Source organism: Mariniflexile sp., from assembly GCF_041583155.1.
GTDB lineage: Bacteria > Bacteroidota > Bacteroidia > Flavobacteriales > Flavobacteriaceae > Mariniflexile.
Window position 1 is genome coordinate 59,124 of record NZ_JBFHGK010000008.1, and the last position, 22,742, is coordinate 81,865.

Annotated in this window: 20 protein-coding genes; 4 read left to right on the forward strand and 16 right to left on the reverse strand. The window is 32.1% G+C overall.

Annotated features, from left to right (window positions below; genetic code table 11):
* Positions 1 to 132 precede the first annotated feature (132 nt).
* Positions 133 to 1,518 (forward strand): sensor histidine kinase, encoded by a 1,386-nt coding sequence (locus tag ABYI63_RS04610; protein ID WP_372753925.1) that lies wholly within the window; start codon positions 133 to 135, stop codon positions 1,516 to 1,518.
* 136 nt (positions 1,519 to 1,654) lie between these two features.
* Here ABYI63_RS04610 and ABYI63_RS04615 read toward each other — a convergent pair whose 3' ends face one another.
* From ABYI63_RS04615 to ABYI63_RS04630, 4 genes are all read right to left on the reverse strand, one after another.
* Positions 1,655 to 2,323 (reverse strand): hypothetical protein, encoded by a 669-nt coding sequence (locus ABYI63_RS04615; protein WP_372753927.1) that lies wholly within the window; start codon positions 2,321 to 2,323, stop codon positions 1,655 to 1,657.
* A 48-nt stretch (positions 2,324 to 2,371) separates the two neighbouring features.
* Positions 2,372 to 3,028 (reverse strand): peptide-methionine (S)-S-oxide reductase MsrA, encoded by a 657-nt coding sequence (gene msrA / locus ABYI63_RS04620; protein ID WP_372753929.1) that lies wholly within the window; start codon positions 3,026 to 3,028, stop codon positions 2,372 to 2,374.
* A gap of 120 nt (positions 3,029 to 3,148) precedes the next feature.
* Positions 3,149 to 3,931: a zinc ribbon domain-containing protein gene (locus ABYI63_RS04625; RefSeq protein WP_372753931.1), complete on the reverse strand. Its 783-nt coding sequence runs from the start codon at positions 3,929 to 3,931 to the stop codon at positions 3,149 to 3,151.
* Between the two features lie 3 nt (positions 3,932 to 3,934).
* On the reverse strand, positions 3,935 to 5,029 hold the full coding sequence (locus tag ABYI63_RS04630; protein WP_372753933.1) for a Nif3-like dinuclear metal center hexameric protein: 1,095 nt from the start codon (positions 5,027 to 5,029) through the stop codon (positions 3,935 to 3,937).
* Positions 5,030 to 5,143: 114 nt separating this feature from the next.
* On the opposite strand from ABYI63_RS04630, the gene lpxK reads away from it, so the two are divergent.
* The gene (lpxK, locus tag ABYI63_RS04635; RefSeq protein ID WP_372753935.1) at positions 5,144 to 6,148 is read left to right on the forward strand and encodes a tetraacyldisaccharide 4'-kinase; all 1,005 of its coding nucleotides are present in this window, start codon (positions 5,144 to 5,146) and stop codon (positions 6,146 to 6,148) included.
* Here lpxK and ABYI63_RS04640 read toward each other — a convergent pair.
* The 11 genes from ABYI63_RS04640 to ABYI63_RS04690 form a co-directional block, all read right to left on the reverse strand.
* Positions 6,145 to 8,382 carry an ATP-binding protein gene (locus tag ABYI63_RS04640; protein ID WP_372753937.1) on the reverse strand — a complete coding sequence of 746 codons (2,238 nt, stop codon included), beginning with the start codon at positions 8,380 to 8,382 and terminating at the stop codon, positions 6,145 to 6,147. The genes lpxK and ABYI63_RS04640 overlap by 4 nt on opposite strands.
* 27 nt (positions 8,383 to 8,409) lie before the next feature.
* The gene (gene gap / locus ABYI63_RS04645; RefSeq protein WP_372753940.1) at positions 8,410 to 9,429 is read right to left on the reverse strand and encodes a type I glyceraldehyde-3-phosphate dehydrogenase; all 1,020 of its coding nucleotides are present in this window, start codon (positions 9,427 to 9,429) and stop codon (positions 8,410 to 8,412) included.
* Positions 9,429 to 10,310 (reverse strand): lipoyl synthase, encoded by an 882-nt coding sequence (gene lipA, locus ABYI63_RS04650; protein ID WP_372753942.1) that lies wholly within the window; start codon positions 10,308 to 10,310, stop codon positions 9,429 to 9,431. Before lipA ends, gap begins: the two co-directional genes overlap by 1 nt.
* Before the next feature lie 48 nt (positions 10,311 to 10,358).
* Positions 10,359 to 11,603: an NRAMP family divalent metal transporter gene (locus tag ABYI63_RS04655; protein WP_372753944.1), complete on the reverse strand. Its 1,245-nt coding sequence runs from the start codon at positions 11,601 to 11,603 to the stop codon at positions 10,359 to 10,361.
* A complete protein-coding gene (locus tag ABYI63_RS04660; protein ID WP_372753946.1) occupies positions 11,603 to 12,148 on the reverse strand; it encodes an RNA polymerase sigma factor in 546 nt (181 codons plus the stop codon). Before ABYI63_RS04660 ends, ABYI63_RS04655 begins: the two co-directional genes overlap by 1 nt.
* Positions 12,139 to 13,251, reverse strand: a complete 1,113-nt coding sequence (locus tag ABYI63_RS04665; protein WP_372753948.1) for a glycosyltransferase — start codon at positions 13,249 to 13,251, stop codon at positions 12,139 to 12,141. The genes ABYI63_RS04660 and ABYI63_RS04665 overlap by 10 nt, the downstream gene beginning before the upstream one ends.
* A gap of 6 nt (positions 13,252 to 13,257) precedes the next feature.
* Positions 13,258 to 13,461: a membrane or secreted protein gene (locus ABYI63_RS04670; RefSeq protein ID WP_372753950.1), complete on the reverse strand. Its 204-nt coding sequence runs from the start codon at positions 13,459 to 13,461 to the stop codon at positions 13,258 to 13,260.
* Positions 13,462 to 13,705: 244 nt separating this feature from the next.
* Entirely contained in the window at positions 13,706 to 14,494 is a 789-nt protein-coding gene (locus ABYI63_RS04675; protein WP_372753952.1) for an anti-sigma factor domain-containing protein, read from the reverse strand.
* Between the two features lie 12 nt (positions 14,495 to 14,506).
* Positions 14,507 to 15,037 (reverse strand): RNA polymerase sigma factor, encoded by a 531-nt coding sequence (locus ABYI63_RS04680; protein WP_372753954.1) that lies wholly within the window; start codon positions 15,035 to 15,037, stop codon positions 14,507 to 14,509.
* 66 nt (positions 15,038 to 15,103) lie between these two features.
* A complete protein-coding gene (gene murB / locus ABYI63_RS04685) occupies positions 15,104 to 16,117 on the reverse strand; it encodes a UDP-N-acetylmuramate dehydrogenase (RefSeq protein ID WP_372753956.1) in 1,014 nt (337 codons plus the stop codon).
* Positions 16,118 to 16,399: 282 nt separating this feature from the next.
* Positions 16,400 to 17,629, reverse strand: coding sequence for a pyridoxal phosphate-dependent aminotransferase (locus ABYI63_RS04690; protein WP_372753958.1), 1,230 nt, complete (start codon positions 17,627 to 17,629; stop codon positions 16,400 to 16,402).
* A 217-nt stretch (positions 17,630 to 17,846) separates the two neighbouring features.
* Here ABYI63_RS04690 and ABYI63_RS04695 point away from each other — a divergent pair, with 217 nt between their 5' ends.
* Entirely contained in the window at positions 17,847 to 19,184 is a 1,338-nt protein-coding gene (locus tag ABYI63_RS04695; RefSeq protein WP_372753960.1) for an aspartyl protease family protein, read from the forward strand.
* 56 nt (positions 19,185 to 19,240) lie between these two features.
* On the opposite strand, the gene ABYI63_RS04700 is transcribed toward ABYI63_RS04695, so the two are convergent.
* Entirely contained in the window at positions 19,241 to 19,663 is a 423-nt protein-coding gene (locus ABYI63_RS04700; RefSeq protein ID WP_372753963.1) for a DUF1573 domain-containing protein, read from the reverse strand.
* A 286-nt stretch (positions 19,664 to 19,949) separates the two neighbouring features.
* On the opposite strand from ABYI63_RS04700, the gene ABYI63_RS04705 reads away from it, so the two are divergent.
* Positions 19,950 to 22,586 (forward strand): valine--tRNA ligase, encoded by a 2,637-nt coding sequence (locus ABYI63_RS04705; RefSeq protein WP_372754023.1) that lies wholly within the window; start codon positions 19,950 to 19,952, stop codon positions 22,584 to 22,586.
* The last annotated feature ends 156 nt before the right edge of the window (positions 22,587 to 22,742 follow it).

Sequence of the window (22,742 nt, forward strand, 5' to 3'; positions counted from 1 at the left end):
AATTTTCGGATTCACACAAAAATAAACTTTTTATTTTAAAGGATTATTATCAAAATAATAATATAAGTAATGTAAATTTTGTAGTAAAATTTTGTAAATTTAGAATTATGAAAATTTAATAAAAAAAGATTAGTGCTAAAGAGGTTTTGGGAGCGTTACCAGGAATGGTATATTAATTACAGTGGGTTTTCTAATCGAAGAGAGCAGGAAGGCTTACCCTATTTTAGGGATAAGTTGTTCGTGTCTATACTTTTACTTACAAGTGTATTGGGTGTTATATCCTATATTCCCAGTGGAATATTAGCAGTTTTAAATGATGAGCTTATTGTTTTATATGCAGATACTATTGCCTTATTGGTTTTACTTTTTATAGCGTTTTCCAGAAGAATGAGTATGGAATTGCGTAAAAATTTATTTTCAGTTAATATTTTTATTCTATCGGTTATGTTGCTAATTCAATTAGGTTTGGTTGGCAACGGGGTTACTTTATTGTTCATGTTAAATATTATTATAACCTTATACAATGGTAGTAAAGCTGGTTTTAAAGCTATTTTTATAAATGCAGTATTTTATATCTTATTACTTTTTGGGGTTTATTATGAAGTTGCGCTATTTTCTGCTTTTTTTCAATATCAATTTGGCGTGCTAACAGTTATTTTAATAAACTGCATTCTGTTTAATTTATTAATTGTTTTTGCTGTTGCTTTTTTAATTAATCATTTGCATAGGGCGTTGTTAAAGGAAAATAATTTACAGTTGGCACTTGTAGAGAAACATGCTGCTGTATTAAAGGAAAAAGAAAGGGCCGAGTTATCGGATAAATTAAAAACAGCCTTTTTGGCAAATATGAGTCATGAAATTAGAACTCCTATGTATGGTATTTTAGGTTGTGCAGAGTTTTTAAGAGCCTATAATACAGATGATAATGAGTATCTGGATTATGTTAATGTAATTGAGGAAAATGGTAAAAGTTTATTAGATGTGGTTTCTGATATTATTGAAATTTCAAAAATTGATGCAGGAATAACGACTCCTGTGGTAACGAGTTTTGATATTAATGAAACTATAAATGAGATTTATAATTCATTACGCCCAAAAGCAATTGAAAAAGGCATTACTTTTTTAAATGATAACAACCTGGTTGTAAAAAATGCTATTATTAAATCGGACAAGGGAAAATTAACTGCCATTTTAAAGCATCTATTAAAGAATGCGATTAAATATACGGAGAAAGGTGGGCGTGTTTCACTTAAGTGTATTAGTTACGACAATGATTTTTTAGAGTTTTATGTTGAAGATACTGGGATTGGTATTCCAAAAAATTACTTTAAAATTATTTTTGATCCATTTTATCAGGTGGATATTCAAAACAGAAGGGCTCTACATGGCTCTGGTATTGGTTTAGCCATTGCAAAATCATACGCAGAAATTCTTGGAGGTGAATTAAGTCTAGAAAGCAGAGAAGGCATAGGTTCTACCTTTTGGTTTGCTATAAAGACAAATTTGACTTTAGATTAAAATTTAATTAAATAAAAAAAGAGCTTCAACTTATTAATTGAAGCTCTTTGGATATATAGAGACGCTTTCGCGGAATATTAACGTTTCTATTATAGTTACGGTTAAAATCTAAGTTTGGATGTTTTAGTTTAAAAATTTATTGCATTTTAACAGCAACATTAGTAAAATTTAAACTCCATGCTTCTTCCAATCTCTTGTGTTCTAAGGCAATATTTATACCATTAAAATCTTTATAGTTTTCCCAAGTTGTAGTCATGGTTGCTTCTTTTGCGTTCCCTCTTCTAAAAATCCATTCTCTAATAATATAATCATCACCAAAATAAAAATCATAAGCATCGCCAGGAGTATAGCCACCATTATTAGTGTAGGTAAGTGTGATTTTGTTTAGTTCTGAGTTGCTAATAGGAGCTTTTTCCAATGTAGGTTCAGAAATTTGAGTTCCAGAATCCCAAACTAATTGAAAAGGGGCTAATAGCCAAAATTTGTCGTTTATAAAGCTTTTGTCGGCTTTAATAGATAGACTGTCTATGGACTTTCTGTTGTAAGAAATGGTGTCGGTTCCTGTTATTAGAATTACATCGCCAGTTTTTGGTTTCCATGACCAAGAACGCTCAAAATGAGTGGTGTCTTTATCAACATTGAATGTGAAACTAATTTGTGATACCTTGTTCCAATTAGAAAAACCATTCGCATTTGCAATTTTTTCCGCTATTGAAAGATCTGGTTCAATAATTTTAGATTCTTGTTTTTGTTTGCAGGCATAACTAATAAGTAGGACAACAAAAAGTATGAGTAATTTTTTCATAATTATTTTTTAAATAAAAATATATAACAGTAACTAAAGGGCTATTAGCTAATGATTGTCTTTTATTAATTCAGGAAATTTAGCTTTAAACCTATTTAATCTTGGGATAGAAACATTTTGAATATAGCTGTTATTAGGGTGAAGGCGCTCATAATTTTGATGGTAATCTTCTGCGATCCAAAACTTTTGAAATGGATATACTTCTGCAGCTACTTTGGCATTTATTTTTTTAGCAAGTGCTTCTTTCTTTTTTAGAATAATTTGTTTTTGGTTTTCATTTTGATAGAATATGATTGAGCGGTATTGTGATCCTTTATCGTTTCCTTGGCCATTAACCTGAGTTGGGTTCTGCGAGCCAAAATATACGTCGACCAAAGTTTCAAAACTAACAATCTTAGGGTCGTAAATTACTTCAACGGTTTCAGCGTGTCCAGTAGTTCCGGTGTTACTAGCTTCATATGTAGGGTTTTTTGTGTGTCCGCCCGCATAACCACTAATAACTTCATCTACGCCTTTAACGCTTTCGTAAATGGCTTCTACGCACCAAAAGCAACCACTTGCGAAATAGGCTTTGGCTTTTCCATTTGATAAAGGTACTTCTACAGCTTTTGCATTTTTTATGGCCTCTTGTTTTTTGTTGGATTGAGCGTTGTTCTGGCAACTAAATAACATGATGGCGACTAAGGAAAGCGCGATATTTTTCATAGTAGTAATTTTTATTTTTTCTATTAGACGAATGAAAACGTAATATCTTATAAAAAAAAGTTTAAAAAAAAAGCCATCACAAAAGTGAAAGCTTTTTAATTATCATTGGTGTTGAAATTTTTAGCTCAATTTAGCAAATAATTTCTCCATTTTGTCTTTTTGCTCTTCAGCTAATTGTGCATCAACTAAAATACGTCCACTATGCTCATCTGTAATTACTTTTTTACGAGCAGCAATTTCAACCTGAATTTGTGGTGGAATAGTAAAGAAAGACCCTCCAGAAGCACCTCTTTCAATTGGCACAACAGCTAAACCATTTTTCACGTTTTTACGGATACGGTTATATGCAGAAACTAAACGCTCCTCAATTTGCTCTTGGTATTCTTTGGATTTTTCAATTAAAGCCTGTTCTTCTTTTTCTGTTTCAGCTAAAATGGCATCTAATTCACCTTTTTTGTGTTTTAGATGGTTTTCACGTTCTTTTAAACGTTCTTTAGTTTCAGCAATAATCTCTTTTTTCTGCTCTATTTGCGCTTTAAATTCTTTAATATGTTTTTCAGCTAGTTCTATTTCTAATTCTTGAAATTCAACTTCCTTAGTTAAAGAATTAAATTCTCTGTTATTTCTAACATTTTTTTGTTGTTCGCTGTATTTCTTAATTAAAGATTTAGATTCTTCAATTTGATTTTTTTTAGCAAGTATATCGTTATTGATAACCTCTAAATTTGCAACTAATTTTTCTAATCTAATATTTAAACCAGTAACCTCATCTTCTAAATCACGAACTTCTAAAGGAAGTTCTCCACGAACATTTCTTATTTCGTCTATACGAGAATCTATAAGTTGTAAATCGTATAGCGCTCTTAAACGCTCTTCAACAGTTAATTCTTTACTTTTAGCCATACTTTAAAAATACTTAACAGGATTTGTATTTGTCTTTGATAAAATGATTGCAAAATTAGTAATTTTTTTTGTAAGATATGCTACTAAAAGATTTTTTGTGAACTGCTCACTTTCATAATGTCCAATATCGGCTAAAAGAATGTTGTTTTCAGCAGTAAAAAAGTCATGATATTTTAAATCGGCGGTTATAAAAGCATCAGCACCAGCACTTTTCGCGGCTTCAATTGCAAAACTTCCCGAGCCTCCTAACACTGCAATTTTTTTTATTTTTTTATTTAAAAAGGATGAATGTCTGACACATTTGGTGTTCATTTTGGATTTTAGGTAGCCTAAAAAATCTAATTCACTCATGCTTTCTTCTAGTTCACCAATCATTCCTATGCCAATATTCTGATTTTTATTTTCTAAAGTTGTAATTTCATAAGCCACTTCTTCATACGAATGGTTTTTTAAAAGTGTTTGAATAACTTGATATTCTAAATGCTTCGGAAACGTAATAGATATTTTTGTTTCGATTTCGGTATGTGTTATGCCTTTCTTGCCTTTTGTGGGGTTACTTGTGTCATTTCCGTTGAAAGTGCCATAACCTTCTACATTAAAACTGCAGTTGGAATAATTACCAATACTACCCGCTCCAGTGCTAAAAAGAGCTGTTCTAAGCAGCTCTGCTTCATCTTTGGGTACGTAGGTGGTTAGTTTTTTTATCGTTTCAGTTTGTGGTATTAAAATGTGTTTCTTGTTCAGTTGTAATTGGTTGCAAATCATGTCGTTTACACCCTGTAATGCATTGTCTAAGGCTGTATGTATGCTGAAAATAGCGATATCATGTTTTATGGCTTTTAGAACAACACGCTCTACATAATTTTTGCCGGTAATTTTTTTTAAACCTTTAAAAATAATGGGATGGAAGCTAACAATTAAATTACAGTTTTCTTGTATGGCCTCGTCTACAACAGCTTCTAAGGTGTCTAAGGTCACAAGAATACCTGTAATCTTTGCATGTTTATCGCCTACCAAAAGGCCTACATTATCAAAATCTTCGGCGTAAGCTAAAGGTGCAAGTTCTTCTAAATGGTTAATAACGTCTTGAACAATCATGAATAAATTTGTTTGTATCAAATATAAAATATTATTTTCGCTATGATGAATCAACTATGACTAAAATTGAATTATAGTTTATGCATTAAGCCATATAAGGAATAATTAGAATACATGAAATTTATTAGAAACATATTTTTTCCTTTTGTTCCTGTTTATTATGCGGTAACCAGTTTGCGAAATATTTTATATGATTTAGGAATAAAAAAATCGACTTCTTTTGATTTTCCAGTAATATGTGTTGGGAATTTAAGTGTTGGTGGAACTGGAAAAACACCAATGATTGAGTATTTAATTGATATGTTGAAACAGAATAGCCGAGTTGCAACCTTAAGCAGAGGTTATAAACGAAAAACACGAGGTTTTCTATTGGCTGATGAGTCGTCGACCGCCGAATCTTTGGGGGATGAACCGTTTCAATTTTACAATAAATTTAAGAAAAGTATTTTAGTGGCGGTTGATGTGAATAGGGTTAATGGTATTGAACAATTACATGCCTTAGATGATGCCCCCGAAGTGATTTTGTTGGATGATGCATTTCAGCATAGAAAAGTAAAGGCAGGGCTTAACATTTTGCTTACTACTTATAATAGTCCGTATTTCTCTGATTATGTGCTGCCTACAGGTAATTTGCGAGAGCCAAGAAGTGGTGCAAATCGTGCGGATATAATTGTGGTTACTAAATGTCCTGAACTTATTTCTTCCAAAGACAAAGAAAAGTACGTAAAGCAAATAGCTCCAAAAAAGCATCAGCATGTTTTTTTTAGTTCTATTAGTTATTCTGATGAAGTTATTTCGGCAGTAAATAAAATGGCTATTAATAGCATTACCAATTTTACCTTAGTTACCGGTATCGCCAATGCAAGGCCGTTAGTAGATTTTTTGGAAAGTAAAGGCTTGCAATTTGAACATTTAAATTATAAAGATCATCATGATTTCTCGGAAGACGATATTTCGTTTTTGGGAAAAGAGGAGTTCATTTTAACTACCGAAAAGGACTTTATGCGCCTTAAGCAATACGAGTCTTTAAAATCAAAATTGTATTATCTTCCTATTACTATTAAACTGGATAATAATAAAAAGTTTGATAAATTAATTACAGACTTTGTAGCTTCCTAAGAAGGTGTTGATGTGCCATTTTTTGCAGTTAACGCATTGTAAAGTTTTTTCTCAAACTCTTCTTGCTTAAATGGTTTAGGAATAATATCTGTAAAACCAGCTTCTTCAAATTCATGCATTTTATCTTCAATTGTAACTGCTGTAAGGGCGAAGATAATTTGTTCTTTATCAAATGCACGCACAAGTTTAGTTGCTTCAATACCACTTATACCAGGCATATGAATATCCATTAACACAATGTCGTAATTGTTGTTTTTTATCATTTCAACAGCGTCTTCGCCATTATCAACAATATCACATTTAAGATCCATTTTGGTTAAAATCTTTTTCGTAATCATTTGGTTGATTTTGTTGTCTTCAACCACCAAGATTTTAACATTCGTTAGGTCTAATTCTTCGGAGTTTCCACTAAAGTAGGTTGTTTTATTTTCAATAGCTTCTTCAACCGAGGTATACTCTAATGGAATTTCGAAATAAAAGGTCGTTCCTTTCTCAAGCTCACTTTTTACGTAAATTTTACCTTTTAAAATATCAATTAAACCTTTTACAATGGAAAGTCCTAAGCCAGTACCACCATATTTTCGGTTAATTTGAATGGAACCTTGAGAGAAACTTTCAAACATATTGTCTTGTTTTTCCTGACTTATTCCAATACCGTTGTCTTCTACCTCAAAACGTAAGGTGTATATTTTATCTTTGGCATCAATTTGATACACACGAATCCATATGTCACCATCTTTTGTGAATTTTATAGAGTTACCTATTAAATTGATAAGAATTTGAGAAATTTTTAATTGGTCGGCAATATAGTTTTCTGGTAAATGTTTGTCGTATTCAAAATGAAGTTTAACATTATTATCTGTAGCAGAGTTGTTTAATGCTAAAATTATATTGTTTATTTTCTTCTTTAGGTTGAAAGGTTCTGGTTCGATATCAACCTTGTTAGCTTCAATTTTATTAATTTGAAGAATGTCATTAATAAAGGTTAGTAAATAATCTCCTGAGAATTTTAAGGATTTTAAATGTTGTACCTGCTCTGGCCTTGGGTTTTCTTCCAGTAACATATTACTTAAACCAGTAACTGCATACAATGGTGTTCTTAACTCATGGGTAACTGTAGAAAGGAAATTAGCTTTGGTTTTAGAGGCTAATTCAGCTTTTTCTTTAGCAATAATAAGTTCTCCATTTTTTTTATGGAGCATATTATTTGTTTTAAGTCTTATATTATTGTTTTTGTAAAGTGATAAAGTTAATAACGAAAGTATGGTAATTAAAGCAACACTTAAAATTGAAATTAGAGTACTTAAGCTATTATCGTCTTCAGCTTTTTCTAATTTCTGAAACATTTCATTGTTTCGCTCCAAAGCATCGTTTAACTGAAACTGCATTTCTTCATCTTTCGAATAATTTGCACGTTTAATAGCCTTTAAAGAATCTGTAAGTTTTAAATGGGCCATTAAATAATCTCTGGAAGATTTATAATCTTCAACATCATTATAGATATCGCTAAGAGTTAAGTAACCTTGATTTAAAATATTTGGAAACTTATTATTTGTTGCAATTTTAACTCCTTCCAAAGCATCTGTTAATGCTTTTTCATTGTTATTTAATTTGCTGTAAACCAGTCCAAGTGAAATTAAGGCATCACTTTGCGTTTTTAAAACATCTTCTTTTTTAGCTAAGGCCAAAGAATGTTCAATTATATCTCTAGCTTTTATGTAGTTTTTTAACTTTATATAGGTTTTAGCTTCAAACAATAGAACGTCAGATAATTCTTTGTTTAATGATTCTTCTTCAAATTTAGATTTGGCCGACTTATAATAATCTAATGCTTGGTTATAATCTTTTTTAGAAACATACACATCGGCAAGTATTCTATACGATTTACCTAAATTTATGTTGTCGTTTATTAAGCGTTGTACTTCAATTGCTTTTGTAAGTGATTTTATAGCTTTTTCATTATCCTCTATAGTAAGCTGAAGTCTACCTTTAATGGCATAAATAATACCAATACTTTTTTTATTATCAGATTGTTCTGCCAAAGCAAGAGCTTCATCTAGATTTTTTTGGGCATCTAAATAATTTAAATTTTCTAATTCGGTTTGCGATTGAGAAATGTGATAGTCAATGCTATTTTGAAGCAATTCAGGATCGTCCTTTACCGTATTTTGTGAAGCAACCGACATGCTAAAAAGCATCAGGATTATGTATATGTAGTCTCTAATTTGTAACATCTATTAAAACATTATAAGCAAATATAACTATTTTATCGATAAAACACTTCTTTTTATCGATAAATTGCATATTAAATCAATAATTCTTTTAGAATAGCCTGTTTCATTGTCGTACCAGCCTATTATTTTGACCATGTTTCCTATTACGGAAGTCATGCCTGAATCAAATATACAAGAATGTGTGTTACCAACAATGTCTATTGAAACAATAGGATCTTCAGTAAATTCTATTATACCTTTATAGTTTGTTTGGGCAGCATCTTTAAATGCTTGGTTTATAATTTCTATTGAAACGTCTTTTTTTACGTTAAAAGTAATATCTGTAAGAGAACCATTAATTACCGGTACACGAATGCCGCATCCACCAATAACTTCCGATAATTCTGGGAAAATTTTGGTTAAAGCTTTGGCTGCACCTGTTGTAGTAGGTACAATTGACTGACCAGCAGCACGCGATCTGCGCAAATCGCGATGAGGTTGGTCGTGTAAACTTTGGTCGGTGGTATAAGAATGTATAGTTGTTATATAAGCTTGGTTAATGCCACAGAGTTTATTCACAACATCTATCATTGGTGCGGCATTATTGGTAGTACAAGATGCGTTAGATATGATGGTTTCTGTGCCAATAATACTAGAATCATTCACGCCCATAACGATAGTTTTTATATCGTCTTCAAGAGGTGGAACACTTAAAATAACATGTTTTGCACCATTAGTTATATGGTTTTGTAATTCCGATTTTGTCTTGAATTTTCCAGTTGCCTCAATTACAAAATCGACCTGAAAAGGCTTCCAGTCAATATTTTTTGGGTGTTTGTGGTTTAAGAGGGCTACCTTGTTCTCATTAACAATAATATTATTAGCATCATGAGAAATAGTGCCATTAAAACCTCCATGAACGCTATCGTACTTTAGTAAATGGCTTAACGTTTTCGCGTCTGCTAAATCGTTAATGGCAACTACCTGTAAGTCTTTGTATTCTTGAAGAAGTCTAAAAACACGTCTGCCAATTCTACCAAATCCATTGATAGCTATATTAATCTTCATTAATTAATATGTTTTTGAGCTTTATAAGATGAACGAACTAAGGCGCTACTTTCAACATGTCGGAAACCTAATTCTAAACCAATAGTTTCGTATTCCTTAAATTGGTCGGGTGTGATAAATTGTTGAACAGGTAAATGCTTTTTACTAGGTTGAAGATATTGCCCAATAGTAACTATATCAACATTATTGTCTTTTAAGTCGTGAAGTGTTTCAATAACTTCTTCACGTGTTTCTCCCAGGCCAAGCATGATTCCAGATTTGGTACGTCTTTGTCCTTGTTGTTTTAAATATTTTAAAACCCCCATGCTTCTGTCGTATTGCGCTTGGATACGCACTTCGCGAGTTAAACGTCTAACGGTTTCAATGTTATGTGATACTACTTCTGGAGCAACATCTATAATTCTATCAATGTGCTGTTCAATGCCTTGGAAATCTGGTATAAGAGTCTCAAGGGTAGTTTCAGGATTCATTCTTCGAACTGCTTTTACAGTTTCAGCCCACATGATACTTCCCATATCTTTTAAATCATCTCTATCTACGCTTGTTAAAACAGCGTGTTTGATGTTCATTAATTTAATAGAACGTGCTACTTTTTCAGGTTCATCCCAATCCACACTTTCTGGTCTGCCCGTTTTTACGCCGCAAAACCCACAAGATCGGGTACAAATATTTCCTAAAATCATAAAGGTTGCGGTGCCTTCTCCCCAACATTCACCCATATTAGGGCAACTGCCAGACGTACAAATAGTATTCAATTTGTATTTATCAACTAAACCTCGTAATTCGGTATATTTTTTACCTGTTGGAAGTTTTACACGAAGCCATTTTGGTTTTCCTATGCGTTCTTCCGGTAAAATATTTGAAACAGTTTCTGAATCCATGTCTTTATAATAAAGCGCAAAGATACAAAGTATTCTTTTAAAATGAGGCTATAAAGTGGCTAGATACCAGAAGCTGAATCCTATTAAAAATAAGATGCCTAACCAGCTAAAAACGTGCATTTTTCTGGAGGGTTGCCAGGCGGTTGGAGTGTGTTTGCTAGAAATTAGAATGTAATTAATAATGGCATAGAAAGGCGCTGTGATGAATGATAAAATAGTTGCCACCTTAATAAGTAACCCCATTTCTGAAGCAAAAAACAAAAATATTACAACAGTTCCTATCGTTAAGATGGCAATCCAAAAGGAATAATTAAATATAGTCGTGTTTTTGAAAAGGAGCGATGTTGTTTTAGCCATTGTTCTAGGTGAGGCGTCCAAGGTGGTTAAGGTTGTGCTAAACATAGTCGTGAAAGCAGCAATTCCAATAATTAAATACGCCCAGCTACCTAAGTTTTTAGTGTACATATTTATTAATTGTTTGGAAAATATGTTTGCTGAATTACTAAATGTTTCCCCGCTATGGTACATCACTAGGACACCTAATAGCAGAAAGCCAATGCCAATAAAGATAGTGCTAATATAGCCAATGTTAAAATCGAATAATGCCGACTGTGGGGTGTATTGTTTATTTTCTTTATGCTTTTCAATTGCCCAAAGCGATTGCCACACCGAAACATCCAAAGGCGCCGGCATCCAACCCATGAAGGCTATTAAAAAAGCAATTTCAAGACTATTATTAGGAAGTATTTGTTTAAAGGAAAGTGGTTCGGTACTTTTGGATAATGCCATAGTTACCGCTATTATGGTACTTATAGTTAAGGTGATTACTATTATTTTCATCAACTTATCTAAAAGTTTATATTTTCCTAAGAGCAATAATAGTAAACAAATAATGAGGATAGCTATGGTGTAAATTTCGGTACTAGTTAGGGTTCTAATGCCAATATAAAAAGTGCCAAAATCGCCAAAAAGTGTAGAGGCTAAACCTGCAGTTACAATAGTTACGGCTGTTTGAATGGTAAATATCGTTGCTATATTTAATATGAAGTAGGTTGCTAATACCCCTTTTCCTAATTTGTTATACCCATCTAATAAGCTTTCTCCCGTTGCTGTTGCGTATCGCGGCCCAAATTGAAAAAAGGGATATTTAAATATGTTTACTAAAAGCAATGCCCATATTAAACCCAAACCAAAATCGGCACCAGCTCGGGTAGATTGCACTAAATGAGACACTCCAATTGCTGCACCAGCAAATAATAAACCAGGGCCTAAATTTTTAATTTTAGTAAACATTATGCTTCTTTAATAATTTCGGCAAGTAGTTTTTTGGCTCGAAGTAATTTCACTTTCACATTATTAATGGGTTCTTTAAGCTGAATAGAAATTTCTTTATAGCTTAATTCTTGAAAGTAACGAAGATTGATAATTTCTTGATAATGCGGTTTTAACTTTTTTATATCACGCAATAATTTTGCTAAATGTTGTTCCGTGATTAATTCATCTTCTGGTGAAGGTGATTCATCTAGAATTTGATAAACCGATTTATCATCATTCGAAATAACTTGCGAAATAGAGTTTTTTTCTTTCCGCAGTAAATCAATATGAATATTTTTAGAAATAGTAATTAACCAAGTCTTAAATTTATAGCTTTCATCAAAAGTTTCTATACGATCAAAAGCTCTAGAAAATGTTTGAATAGTGATGTCTTCAGCATCATTTTCATTTTGAATACGTTTTAACTGAAAACCATACACGTTATCCCAAAACGTATCTAACAAAAAATTAAACGCTTTTTGATCGTTTTCTTTAGCTCGTTTAATAGCATCACTTATTTCCAATGATTTGGTTTTGATATCAGATTATTTATAAAGATAGTTAATTGTATAATAATTAAAAAGATTTCTAAAATTGGAAGTGTTAAAATCAAGTCTTTTTCACCTAATTTCTTAGAGGAAGCTCCAATTACAGAATAATAAAGTATGAGTCTTAGTGCAACTAATGCTACAACGATTTGCCATTTAAAAGTAGTTATTAGTAAGATAGTTGAAAAAAGCCAAAATAAAAATTGGGAACAGTACAGTATTACTAATAAAATTTTGTGAATTGATTTATAATATTTTGCTGTTGAAATATGTCGTCTTTTCTGCTTAATCCAATCACGAAATGTTTTTTTTGGGGTTGAAAGTGTAAAGCTATTTTCGGAAAAACAAATGGCTGTATTGTTTTTATTAGCAACTTGATTTACAAACAAATCGTCATCGCCTGAACGTACTTTAATATGATTAATAAAACCGTTGGCTTTAAAAAATTCCTCTTTAGTATAAGCTAAATTTCTGCCAACGCCCATGTAAGGAATTCCTGCTTTTGCAAATGAAAAATATTGTATGGCAGTTACTAAGGTTTCAAATCGAATTAGTTTGTTTAAAAGTGATTTTTTAATTTTTGAATAGCCTCCATAACCTAAAACAATACTGTTATTATTACTAAAACAAGCAGCCATTTCTTGTATCCAGTATTTTGACACTGGTTTGCAATCTGCATCAGTAAACAAGAGGTGATTGTGTTTTGAGGCTTTAATACCTAAGGTTAAAGCATATTTTTTATTACCCCAAAAGGCTTCAATGTTTTTTACGTTTACAATTTTTATGTTGCTATGGTTGGCCGCAAAGCTTTCAATAACTTCCAATGTATCATCCGATGAAGCGTCGTTTATTAAAACAAGTTCAAAATTAGGATATTCTTGATTTAATACCGATGGCAAAAATTTTTTAAGATTTTCTGCTTCATTCTTGGCACATATGATTACGGAAACTGCAAAATCTTTGGGCGAGCTGCTTTGCGATTTTAGGAAGGCAAATTTTCCAAAGAAACCAATTAAATAAATAACTTGAATAACTACAACTCCGATGAAGCTGTAGAATAATAAATCAAGTAAAACCATGTAAAACTAGGAATGTTTTGGTTCGTTACAATTTTCAAATTGGTCTGGAGTTTTTCCACAAAAACCACAGCTTTCACCAGTTTTGTTAAGCATTGGATTTTGGCTAGCGCAAGTGCCTGAAAATTTTCCATTTTTTTTAGCCCATATTTTTATGGCAATACCAGCAATTCCTAATCCTAATAAAGCAATAGTTATAAAAAGAAGTTTCATTTGTTTCTGTTTATTGAATTCTTGTGATAACGTCCAATATTCATATAATCATTTCATTATTGACTACATTATTCGTGATGGACGTATCACGTTATAATATTTTTTGCAAAGATACGGGATTTAACTAATTATTGGAGAAAGTTTGTAAATAGAAAGTTAATAAATTATGGGTATTAAAAAAGCCTCACCTGAAGATTCAAATGAGGCTTTTAATAGAGGGTTTTTTAATATTACGATTAATTAATTAATGTAATTCAATTTCAGCAACCATATGATCTAACGATGCTCTGGTATTACCGCCTTTAGGTTCAATGGTAATGTTTAACGCCAATGCATCTTCAGTATAAGGTATCATTTTTAATTGTCTGTCAGCTTCGCTTAAAATGCCTAAACTTACCATTTTACCTTGTAATTCTGCCCAAATTTGATAACATTGTTCTTCTGGTAATTCTGGTAAAGACACCACATCAATCATCGATGTCTTTTCTTTTGGATTAATGTAGGCCACAGTTTTTAAATCTTTAGCTAAACTATTTCCTTGTATGATGTATTTGTAAGTATTAGGGTCGTTAAGTTCCATAAACTGGTCCATAACTTCATCTAACTTTTTATTGTTTGCTTCAATATCACTACGTAAATCAAAAATTTCATCAACAACCACTTGGTTTTCTTCATTTAGTTTTTGATTTTGTTGATAGAACAAGTATGAAGTCCCAGCAAACAAAAAGGCTGCAATACTTGCTGCAATGCTTAATTTGTACCAAGATTTGTACTTTTTAGTAGCGTTTAACGGTACAACTGGAGTGTCGTCTAATTCATCTAATATGTTATCTAAGATGTTTTTAGGAGCTTCAACAGCATTGCTTTTTGTAACTATTTCTAAGTTGTACTGCAATGTGTTGTAGAAATTCTGTACTTCTGGATATTTTGAAATATAAGACTCAACCATTTCTGTTTCGGCAGAAGTAGTTTCACCTAATAGATATTTTTCTAGTAGGCCAGAATTTAAAAAAGTAGTTATTTTCGCATTCATGACGTTTTTTTGTTAAGGATTATAAATTTTTTTCAATTCACGCAATCCAATCTTTAATCTCGATTTAATTGTTCCCAGCGGGATATCAAGTTCTTCGCTGGCTTCTTGTTGGGTCATACCCTCAAAAAAGAGTGCATTTAGTACTATTTGATATTTTTCGTCCAAACTACCCAGGTGTTTTTGCATGTCCATTACATCCTGATTTAATTCGTCCGCAGATATTTTATATACGGTAGATTTATCAATTTGGACTTCTTTACCATCTTTATTTTTTTGGGATCTAACCTTGTCAATAGCAGTGTTATAGGCAATTCTATAAAGCCAGGTAAATAATTTTGCTTTATCAGAATCATATTTTTTAGCGTATCGCCAAATTTTTATAAAGCTTTCCTGAAGCACATCTTGGGCTGTGTCATCATCTGCTATAATTTTTTTTATAACACCATAAAGGGAATCGGCATAGTTATCATACAGCAAGGTAATGGCCTTTTTGTCGCCACGTTCCAGTAAGGTAACTATTTCTTTTTCTATAGGTGTAATCAAAATGAATAGGTTTAAAATTGAAAAACTAACTATTTTATGATGCCAAAGTTAGAGATTTCTTTGCTATTATAGGATGTTAACTTCTGCCTCTATTGAAATTTCAAATAAACGTTCTATTGTTTTTTGTATTAATTCTGATAATTTTAAAATGTCAGAGCCCTTAGCATTACCATAATTAACAAGCACTAGGGCCTGATTTTTATGTACACCATAATCTCCAAAGCGTTTGCCTTTAAAACCAGCTTTTTCAATAAGCCAACCTGCAGGAATTTTTACTTCGGTATCTGAAATGGTATAGCTCGGTATGTCTTCAAAATTTTGAAGTAATTTGTTATGATGATTCTTGGAAATAATTGGGTTTTTAAAAAAGCTACCACTATTACCTATCTCTTTTGGGTTTGGTAGTTTGCTTTCGCGAATGTAAATTACGGCTTTTGAAATATCCTGAATTGTTGGGTTTTCAATTTGCATAATTTCCAATTGTGATGCAATTGTGCCATAATTAATATGAAGCTGGTGGTTACGCTTTGTTAGTTTTAACGTTACAGTCGTTATTATAAATTGCCCTTTAGCTTCCTGTTTAAAAACGGAGTTTCTATAATCGAAAAGACATTCTTCTTTATAAAATGTTTTTATCGAAGCGTTATCAATAGACATGGCTTCGCAAGACTCAAAAATATCTTTAAGCTCCACACCATAAGCACCAATATTTTGGATGGGTGCTGTACCAACATTGCCAGGAATTAATGATAAATTTTCAATACCACCAAAGTCGTTATTAATACACCAAATAACTAACTCGTGCCAAACTTCACCGGCAGCTGCCTTAACATACACAAAATCGTCGTCTTCTTTTACAATTTCGATACCTTTTAAATTCACATGAATTACCAAACCATCGTAATCTTTAGTGAGTAGCATATTACTACCACCACCCAAAAGAAGTTTGTTTGTGTAGTTCTTTAATTCTAAAACATTTTTTAATTCTTCAATGGTAGAAATGCTAACAAAATGTGCTGCATTAGCTTCAATACCAAAGGTGTTAAAAGGTTTTAAAGATACGTTTTGTTGAATTTGCACGATTTATGGATTTAGGATTCTATTGAATGATTAACCTGATAAAGCACTAAAGTTAAATGAACAAAATACAAGGATTAAATTTCAAAAGGTATGTGTTTTAGTTTTATTAATTCGTAATTGTTTCTCTTTAAGAATCACAAATCCATTTCAATATTAAAATTGAAAAACGGAATGTTTCACCTTAATAACCTTATTCTTACTCTCTATTAAAAGTTTAAAAATTTAACGAAAAACCAATTCCTTAGTGGTAACGTTCAACATTGTTTTTTAGTGTTTATCAAACTATGAATTTACCACTTTTTTCGCTTTTTTAGTAGCATTTAGGTCTTTATAAACTTTAAGAGCTTCTTTTAAAATGTGTACCGCTTTAATTAAGCTTTCTTTTTTTAGTACGTATGCAATTCGAATTTGGTTTAACCCTAATCCAGGGGTAGAATAAAACCCACCAGCAGGGGCAACCATTACGGTTTCGCCATTAATTTCAAATTCTTCTAAAAGCCATTGCGCAAAATGATCGGAGTTTTTAACCGGTAATTCTACAACGCAATAAAAAGCACCTTTAGGATTGCTTACTTTTATACCTTCTATTTTTTGAAGTTCGCTTATAAGGGTATCTCTACGTCCAATATATTCTTTAATAACATCATCAAAATAGCTTCTAGGTGTATCCAGAGCTGCTTCGCTCGCAATTTGAGCGTATGTTGGCGGACTTAACCTTGCTTGAGCAAATTTAATAACAGTTTGTATAACGCTTTTATTCTTAGAAACTAAACAACCAACACGAGCACCACACATACTGTATCGTTTAGACACAGAATCTATCATAATCGCATGATCTTCAATTCCTTTTTCTTGCATGATGGAGTAGTGGGTTTCACCATCGTACACAAACTCGCGGTACACTTCATCTGCAATTAAAAATAAATCGTGTTTTTTAACAATAGCCGTTAATTTTTGAATTTCTTCTTTCGAATATAAATTCCCAGTAGGATTCCCTGGGTTACATATTAATATGGCTTTTGTTTTTGGTGTGATTAGTTTTTCGAAGGCCTCTATAGAAGGTAAAGCAAAATTATCTTCAATTTTAGAAACTATAGGAACCACTTTAACACCAGAAGCTGTAGAAAATGCAATATAATTGGCATAAAATGGTTCAGAAATAATAACTTCATCATCTGGATCCATGATACTTCCGAAAACAAAAAGCAAGGCTTCACTGGCACCTGTTGTTACAACGATATCTTTAGAATCTACATGAATGTCATGTGTTTTAAAGTAATTGGCAAGCTTTTGTCTGTAAGTACCTGAACCTTCAGATTTGGAATACGATAAAATTTCAACATCGTTTTCTTTTACAGCCTTTAAGGCGACTTCAGGAGTTTTAATATCGGGTTGACCAATATTAAGATAATATATAGATTTTCCATCCTTAACAGCTTGCTCAGCATAAGGAACTAATTTTCTAATAGGAGATTCAGGCATTAATAGCCCTTTTTTAGATATAGTTGGCATTTATTTAAAAATTATAGGGCGCAAAGTTGAGAAAATTATCTTAAAGTTTATTAAAATACAGACTAAATATAGATTACTCGATAAAGATTTGTAAATTATATACGTGTATAACCTAGTTAATTAGCCAAATTGATTAGTAATTAATAAGAATTGTTTTATAAACTTTTTATGTATGCCATCAACTTCTTAAAAATTAGGGGTTTTTAAACTTAGTTTAATGAGGAATCTTGTGTTTTTTCTGGTAATTGTTTCTTTTTTGGGTAATCTTGCATTTTCCCAGGGCGATTTTATCATTCAAAATAAACATAAATCGGTTAAAGTTAATTTTCAGTTTGTTAATAATCTCATCATCATCCCTGTCGAAATTAATGGGGTTACTCTATCTTTTCTTTTAGATACTGGCGTTAGCAAACCTATCATTTTTAATTTTTTAAACCTTTCTGACACCTTAAAGATTAAAAATACAGAATCCATTTTTTTAAGAGGTTTAGGAGAGGGCGAGTCGGTTGAAGCTTTAAAATCCAATAACAATATTTTAAGAATTGGAGATGCCATAAAATTAAATCAGGAGCTTTATGCTATTTATGATGTTAAATTGAATTTAGCTCCGAAATTAGGATTTCCGGTGCATGGTATTATAGGTAACGATATTTTTAAAGAATTAATTGTAGAAATAAATTATTCAAAGAAATATTTAAAATTAACAAAACCTGATGCGTACCGGTATAAAAACTGTAAAAGATGTGAAATCTTTTATCTGGAATTTCATAACACCAAACCTTATATTAATACTGAAGTTACTATTAATGGTAAGACAATACCTGTTAAGCTTTTAATAGATTCCGGTGGAAGTGATGTGTTGTGGTTGTTTGAAAATGATTCATTAGGAATTACCTGCGATATTAAGTTTTTTAAGGATTTTTTAGGTCATGGTTTAAGTGGTAGTATTTATGGCAAACGTTCCAATATTGATGCGCTTCATTTGAAAAGGTTTGTCTTAAAAGATGCTAATGTGGCTTTTCCAGATAGTACTTCAGTTTCTTATGCGCAAATGGTTAAGGATCGTAATGGAAGCCTTTCAGGAAATATGTTAAAGCGGTTTAATTGGATTTTCAATTATCAAAAAGGAATAGTTACGATTAAAAGAAATTCTTATTTTAAGGAAAAGTTTAGTTATAATAAAAGTGGTATTGAATTGGCTCATGATGGCCTTAGGTTTGTTAAACTGCTTGATAACGAGGTTTTGGAAGGTGTTTCTAGGTTGTCAAAAAATAATGTTAATAATAATACAAAAATTATTATTGATAGGCAGTATAAAGTAGCACTTAAACCAGTGTATATTATAGCAGAATTACGAAAAAATTCAACCGCTGCAGCAGCTGGTTTGTTGGTGGGTGATATTATTTTAAGTGTAAATAATAAAGCGTCTTACCATTTTTCACTTCAAGAAATAACTAATGAATTTCATAAGGATGAAGGTAAACGGGTGCGATTAAAAGTAAATAGGAATGGGCAAATTTTAAACTTTAGTTTTTATTTAGAGAATCCTTTTTGAACATAAAAAAAGCCCTAAATTACTTTAGGGCTTTTAAAAACTCATTTTAAAGTATGTTATTTTTGAACTACACTCTTTGTTTTTTCTAGTACGTTAGTACTTTTAGTATCTACAACGTCACCTTTAATTTTTAAGGCAACTGTTGGAGTATCTGCATTAGAAATTACAGTAACCGTTTTTCTAATTGGGTTTACTCTGTTAGTATCGTATTTAACTTCAATAACACCTGTTTTTCCTGGTAAAATTGGTCCCTCAGGTTTTTTAGGTATGGTACAACCACAACTAGATGTAACTTGAGAAATTATTAAAGGGGCGTTACCTGTATTTGTAAACTCAAAAACACGAACACCGTTTGATCCTTTTTCAATGGTTCCGTAATCTATTGTTTCTGTTTTAAATTCTATTTTAGCAACTTTGTCTTGTGCATTAACTGCAAAACTAACTAGTGTGATAAATAAAACTGTAATTATTTTTTTCATGGTTTAAAATTTATGATTTACTTTTTTGTTTCTATTTGTATTAAACGTTCCTAATCTACATTGGATTCAAATATACTTATTATTTCTACAAACAGCAAAATAAACAGTTGAAATGCAGTTTTAGTGTGTGATTAATAAGGTAAATGTACATATTACTTTTCTATTATAATTCTTAATTTTTGTTAAAATAACATATAAATCCTTTTATGAATCCTTTGTTATACCTTTCACAGAATAAGAAATATGAGTACTTTTGGCAATTATTATTCAAAAACTATTCCAAAGTATGCAAATGCCTTCAAAATATGATGCTAGTCAGGTAGAAACTAAGTGGTACAACTACTGGATGAAACACAATTATTTCCATTCAGAACCAGACCATAGAGAACCTTACACTATTGTAATTCCACCGCCAAACGTAACGGGGGTTTTGCACATGGGGCACATGTTAAATAATACCATTCAAGATGTACTAATTCGTCGCGCACGTTTACAGGGCAAAAATGCCTGTTGGGTTCCTGGTACCGACCATGCCTCGATTGCTACCGAAGCAAAAGTAGTAGCAAAACTTAAAGAGCAGGGTATCTATAAAAATACTTTATCCCGAGAAGAATTTTTAAAACATGCTTGGGATTGGACGCATGAATATGGTGGTGTTATTTTAGAGCAGCTTAAAAAACTTGGCTGTTCTTGCGATTGGGACAGAACCAAATTCACCATGGATGATGATATGAGTGAAGCGGTAATAAAAGTGTTTGTAGATTTACACAATAAAGGTCTTATTTATCGTGGTTACCGAATGGTAAATTGGGACCCTGAGGCAAAAACAACACTTTCCGATGAAGAGGTTATTTATGAAGAAAAACAAGGCAACCTTTATTACTTAAATTATAAAATTGAAGGTAGTGATGATACGTTAACCATCGCAACCACACGTCCTGAAACTATTTTTGGTGATACTGCAATCTGTATTAATCCAAATGATGAACGTTTTGCACACTTACGTGGAAAAAAAGCTATTGTGCCAATTTGCAACCGCGTAATTCCTATTATTGAAGATGAGTATGTAGATATGGAGTTTGGTACAGGTTGTTTAAAGGTAACGCCTGCACACGATGAAAATGATAAAGTTTTAGGCGATAAGCACAAGCTTGAAGTTATCGATATTTTTAATGAAGATGCCAGTTTAAACAGTTTTGGCTTGCATTATCAAGGAAAAGATCGTTTTGTAGTTAGAAAAGAAATTACCAAAGAATTAGAAGAAAACGGCTTTTTAGTAAAAACCGAAACACATATTAATAAGGTAGGAACTTCTGAAAGAACTAAAGCAGTTATTGAACCACGCTTATCGGACCAATGGTTTTTGAAAATGGAAGAATTGGTTAAACCTGCTATTGAAGCGGTTTTAGGTGAAGATTCTGAAATTAAATTGTTCCCTAAAAAGTTTGAAAACACCTATCGCCATTGGATGGAAAACATCCGCGACTGGAATATTTCACGTCAGTTATTGTGGGGACAACAAATTCCGGCATACTATTATGGTGATGGAAAGGAAGACTTTGTGGTTGCAGAAACCATTGAGATTGCTCTGGAATTAGCAAAACAAAAAACCAACAACCAAGAACTAAAAATTACCGATTTACGTCAAGATACCGATGCTTTAGATACCTGGTTTTCTTCGTGGTTGTGGCCAATGAGTGTGTTTGATGGTATTAGAAACCCTGAAAACGACGATATAAAATATTATTACCCGACCAACGATTTAGTGACTGGTCCTGATATTTTATTCTTTTGGGTAGCCCGTATGATAATTGCAGGTTATGAATATAAAGGTGAAAAACCATTTAATAATGTGTACTTAACAGGGTTGGTTCGAGATAAGCAACGCCGAAAAATGAGTAAATCGTTAGGAAACTCACCTGATGCATTAAAATTAATTGAAGAATACAGTGCCGATGGTGTTCGCGTTGGATTGTTATTGAGTAGTGCAGCAGGAAACGATTTAATGTTTGATGAAGCGCTTTGCCAACAAGGTAAAGGCTTTGGAAATAAAATTTGGAATGCCTACCGTTTGGTTGATGGATGGGAGATAAGCGAGACAATTCCACAGCCAAATTCTAGTAAAACAGCTATTACTTGGTATGAATCGAAATTCCAAAAAGCACTATTAGAAATTGAAGATCATTTTAGTAAATACCGTTTAAGCGATGCTTTGATGGCGATTTATAAATTAATTTACGACGATTTTTGTGGTTGGTTGCTAGAAATGGTTAAACCAGCCTACCAACAACCGATTGATGCTGTTACCTATAAATCGATTATAACCATTTTTGAGGAAAACCTAAAAATAGTTCACCCATTCATGCCTTTCTTAACAGAAGATATTTGGCATTATATCGCAGAGCGTACTCCAGAAGAGGCGTTAATTGTAGCAAAATGGCCTGAAGCAAAACCAATAAATGATGCTTTAGTTTCGGAGTTTGAATTCGCTTCAGAAGTTATTTCTGGTATTAGAAATGTTAGGAAAGAAAAAAATATAGCCTTTAAAGATACTATAGGTTTTTCGGTAATTAATAATGAAAAAGTAAGCACGTCGTTTGACGATATTATTTCTAAATTAGGAAATCTGGAAGCTGTAAATTATGTAAATGAAGCAGTTGAAGGCGCACTAACATTCCGAGTAAAATCCAATGAGTATTTTATTCCTATGGAAGGCAGTATTGATGTAGAGGCGGAAATTAAAAAACTAACAGAAGAGTTAAATTACACGGAAGGCTTTTTAAAATCGGTGCAAAAGAAGCTTTCAAACGAGCGTTTTGTTGCTGGTGCGCCAGAACAGGTTATTGCTAACGAACGCAACAAAGAAGCCGATGCCTTGGCTAAAATTGAAACGCTGAAAGCTAGTTTGGCTAATTTGGGGTAGATGTTTTTTAGACCCCGTTCATTAGAAAGTCTCCTTTAAGAATAATTGCGCAATTGTCATCTTCTAATTATACTTCGAAAAATTAGAAGATGACATGCGCAATGATGTTTTAGTAGAGGTAATTATAAATGTGGCTCCTTGAAAATATAATTAACG

Excerpts from the sequence above, each read along its gene's own strand:
- ABYI63_RS04705 (WP_372754023.1), top strand. The coding sequence starts at position 19,950 with ATGCAAATGCCTTCAAAATATGATGCTAGTCAGGTAGAAACTAAGTGG.
- ABYI63_RS04640 (WP_372753937.1), bottom strand. The coding sequence starts at position 8,382 with ATGTTACAAATTAGAGACTACATATACATAATCCTGATGCTTTTTAGC.
- msrA (WP_372753929.1), bottom strand. The coding sequence starts at position 3,028 with ATGAAAAATATCGCGCTTTCCTTAGTCGCCATCATGTTATTTAGTTGC.
- ABYI63_RS04675 (WP_372753952.1), bottom strand. The coding sequence starts at position 14,494 with ATGAATGCGAAAATAACTACTTTTTTAAATTCTGGCCTACTAGAAAAA.
- ABYI63_RS04695 (WP_372753960.1), top strand. The coding sequence starts at position 17,847 with ATGAGGAATCTTGTGTTTTTTCTGGTAATTGTTTCTTTTTTGGGTAAT.
- ABYI63_RS04625 (WP_372753931.1), bottom strand. The coding sequence starts at position 3,931 with ATGGCTAAAAGTAAAGAATTAACTGTTGAAGAGCGTTTAAGAGCGCTA.
- ABYI63_RS04700 (WP_372753963.1), bottom strand. The coding sequence starts at position 19,663 with ATGAAAAAAATAATTACAGTTTTATTTATCACACTAGTTAGTTTTGCA.
- ABYI63_RS04670 (WP_372753950.1), bottom strand. The coding sequence starts at position 13,461 with ATGAAACTTCTTTTTATAACTATTGCTTTATTAGGATTAGGAATTGCT.
- ABYI63_RS04615 (WP_372753927.1), bottom strand. The coding sequence starts at position 2,323 with ATGAAAAAATTACTCATACTTTTTGTTGTCCTACTTATTAGTTATGCC.
- gap (WP_372753940.1), bottom strand. The coding sequence starts at position 9,429 with ATGAAGATTAATATAGCTATCAATGGATTTGGTAGAATTGGCAGACGT.
- ABYI63_RS04690 (WP_372753958.1), bottom strand. The coding sequence starts at position 17,629 with ATGCCAACTATATCTAAAAAAGGGCTATTAATGCCTGAATCTCCTATT.
- ABYI63_RS04665 (WP_372753948.1), bottom strand. The coding sequence starts at position 13,251 with ATGGTTTTACTTGATTTATTATTCTACAGCTTCATCGGAGTTGTAGTT.
- lipA (WP_372753942.1), bottom strand. The coding sequence starts at position 10,310 with ATGGATTCAGAAACTGTTTCAAATATTTTACCGGAAGAACGCATAGGA.
- ABYI63_RS04655 (WP_372753944.1), bottom strand. The coding sequence starts at position 11,603 with ATGTTTACTAAAATTAAAAATTTAGGCCCTGGTTTATTATTTGCTGGT.
- ABYI63_RS04630 (WP_372753933.1), bottom strand. The coding sequence starts at position 5,029 with ATGATTGTTCAAGACGTTATTAACCATTTAGAAGAACTTGCACCTTTA.
- lpxK (WP_372753935.1), top strand. The coding sequence starts at position 5,144 with ATGAAATTTATTAGAAACATATTTTTTCCTTTTGTTCCTGTTTATTAT.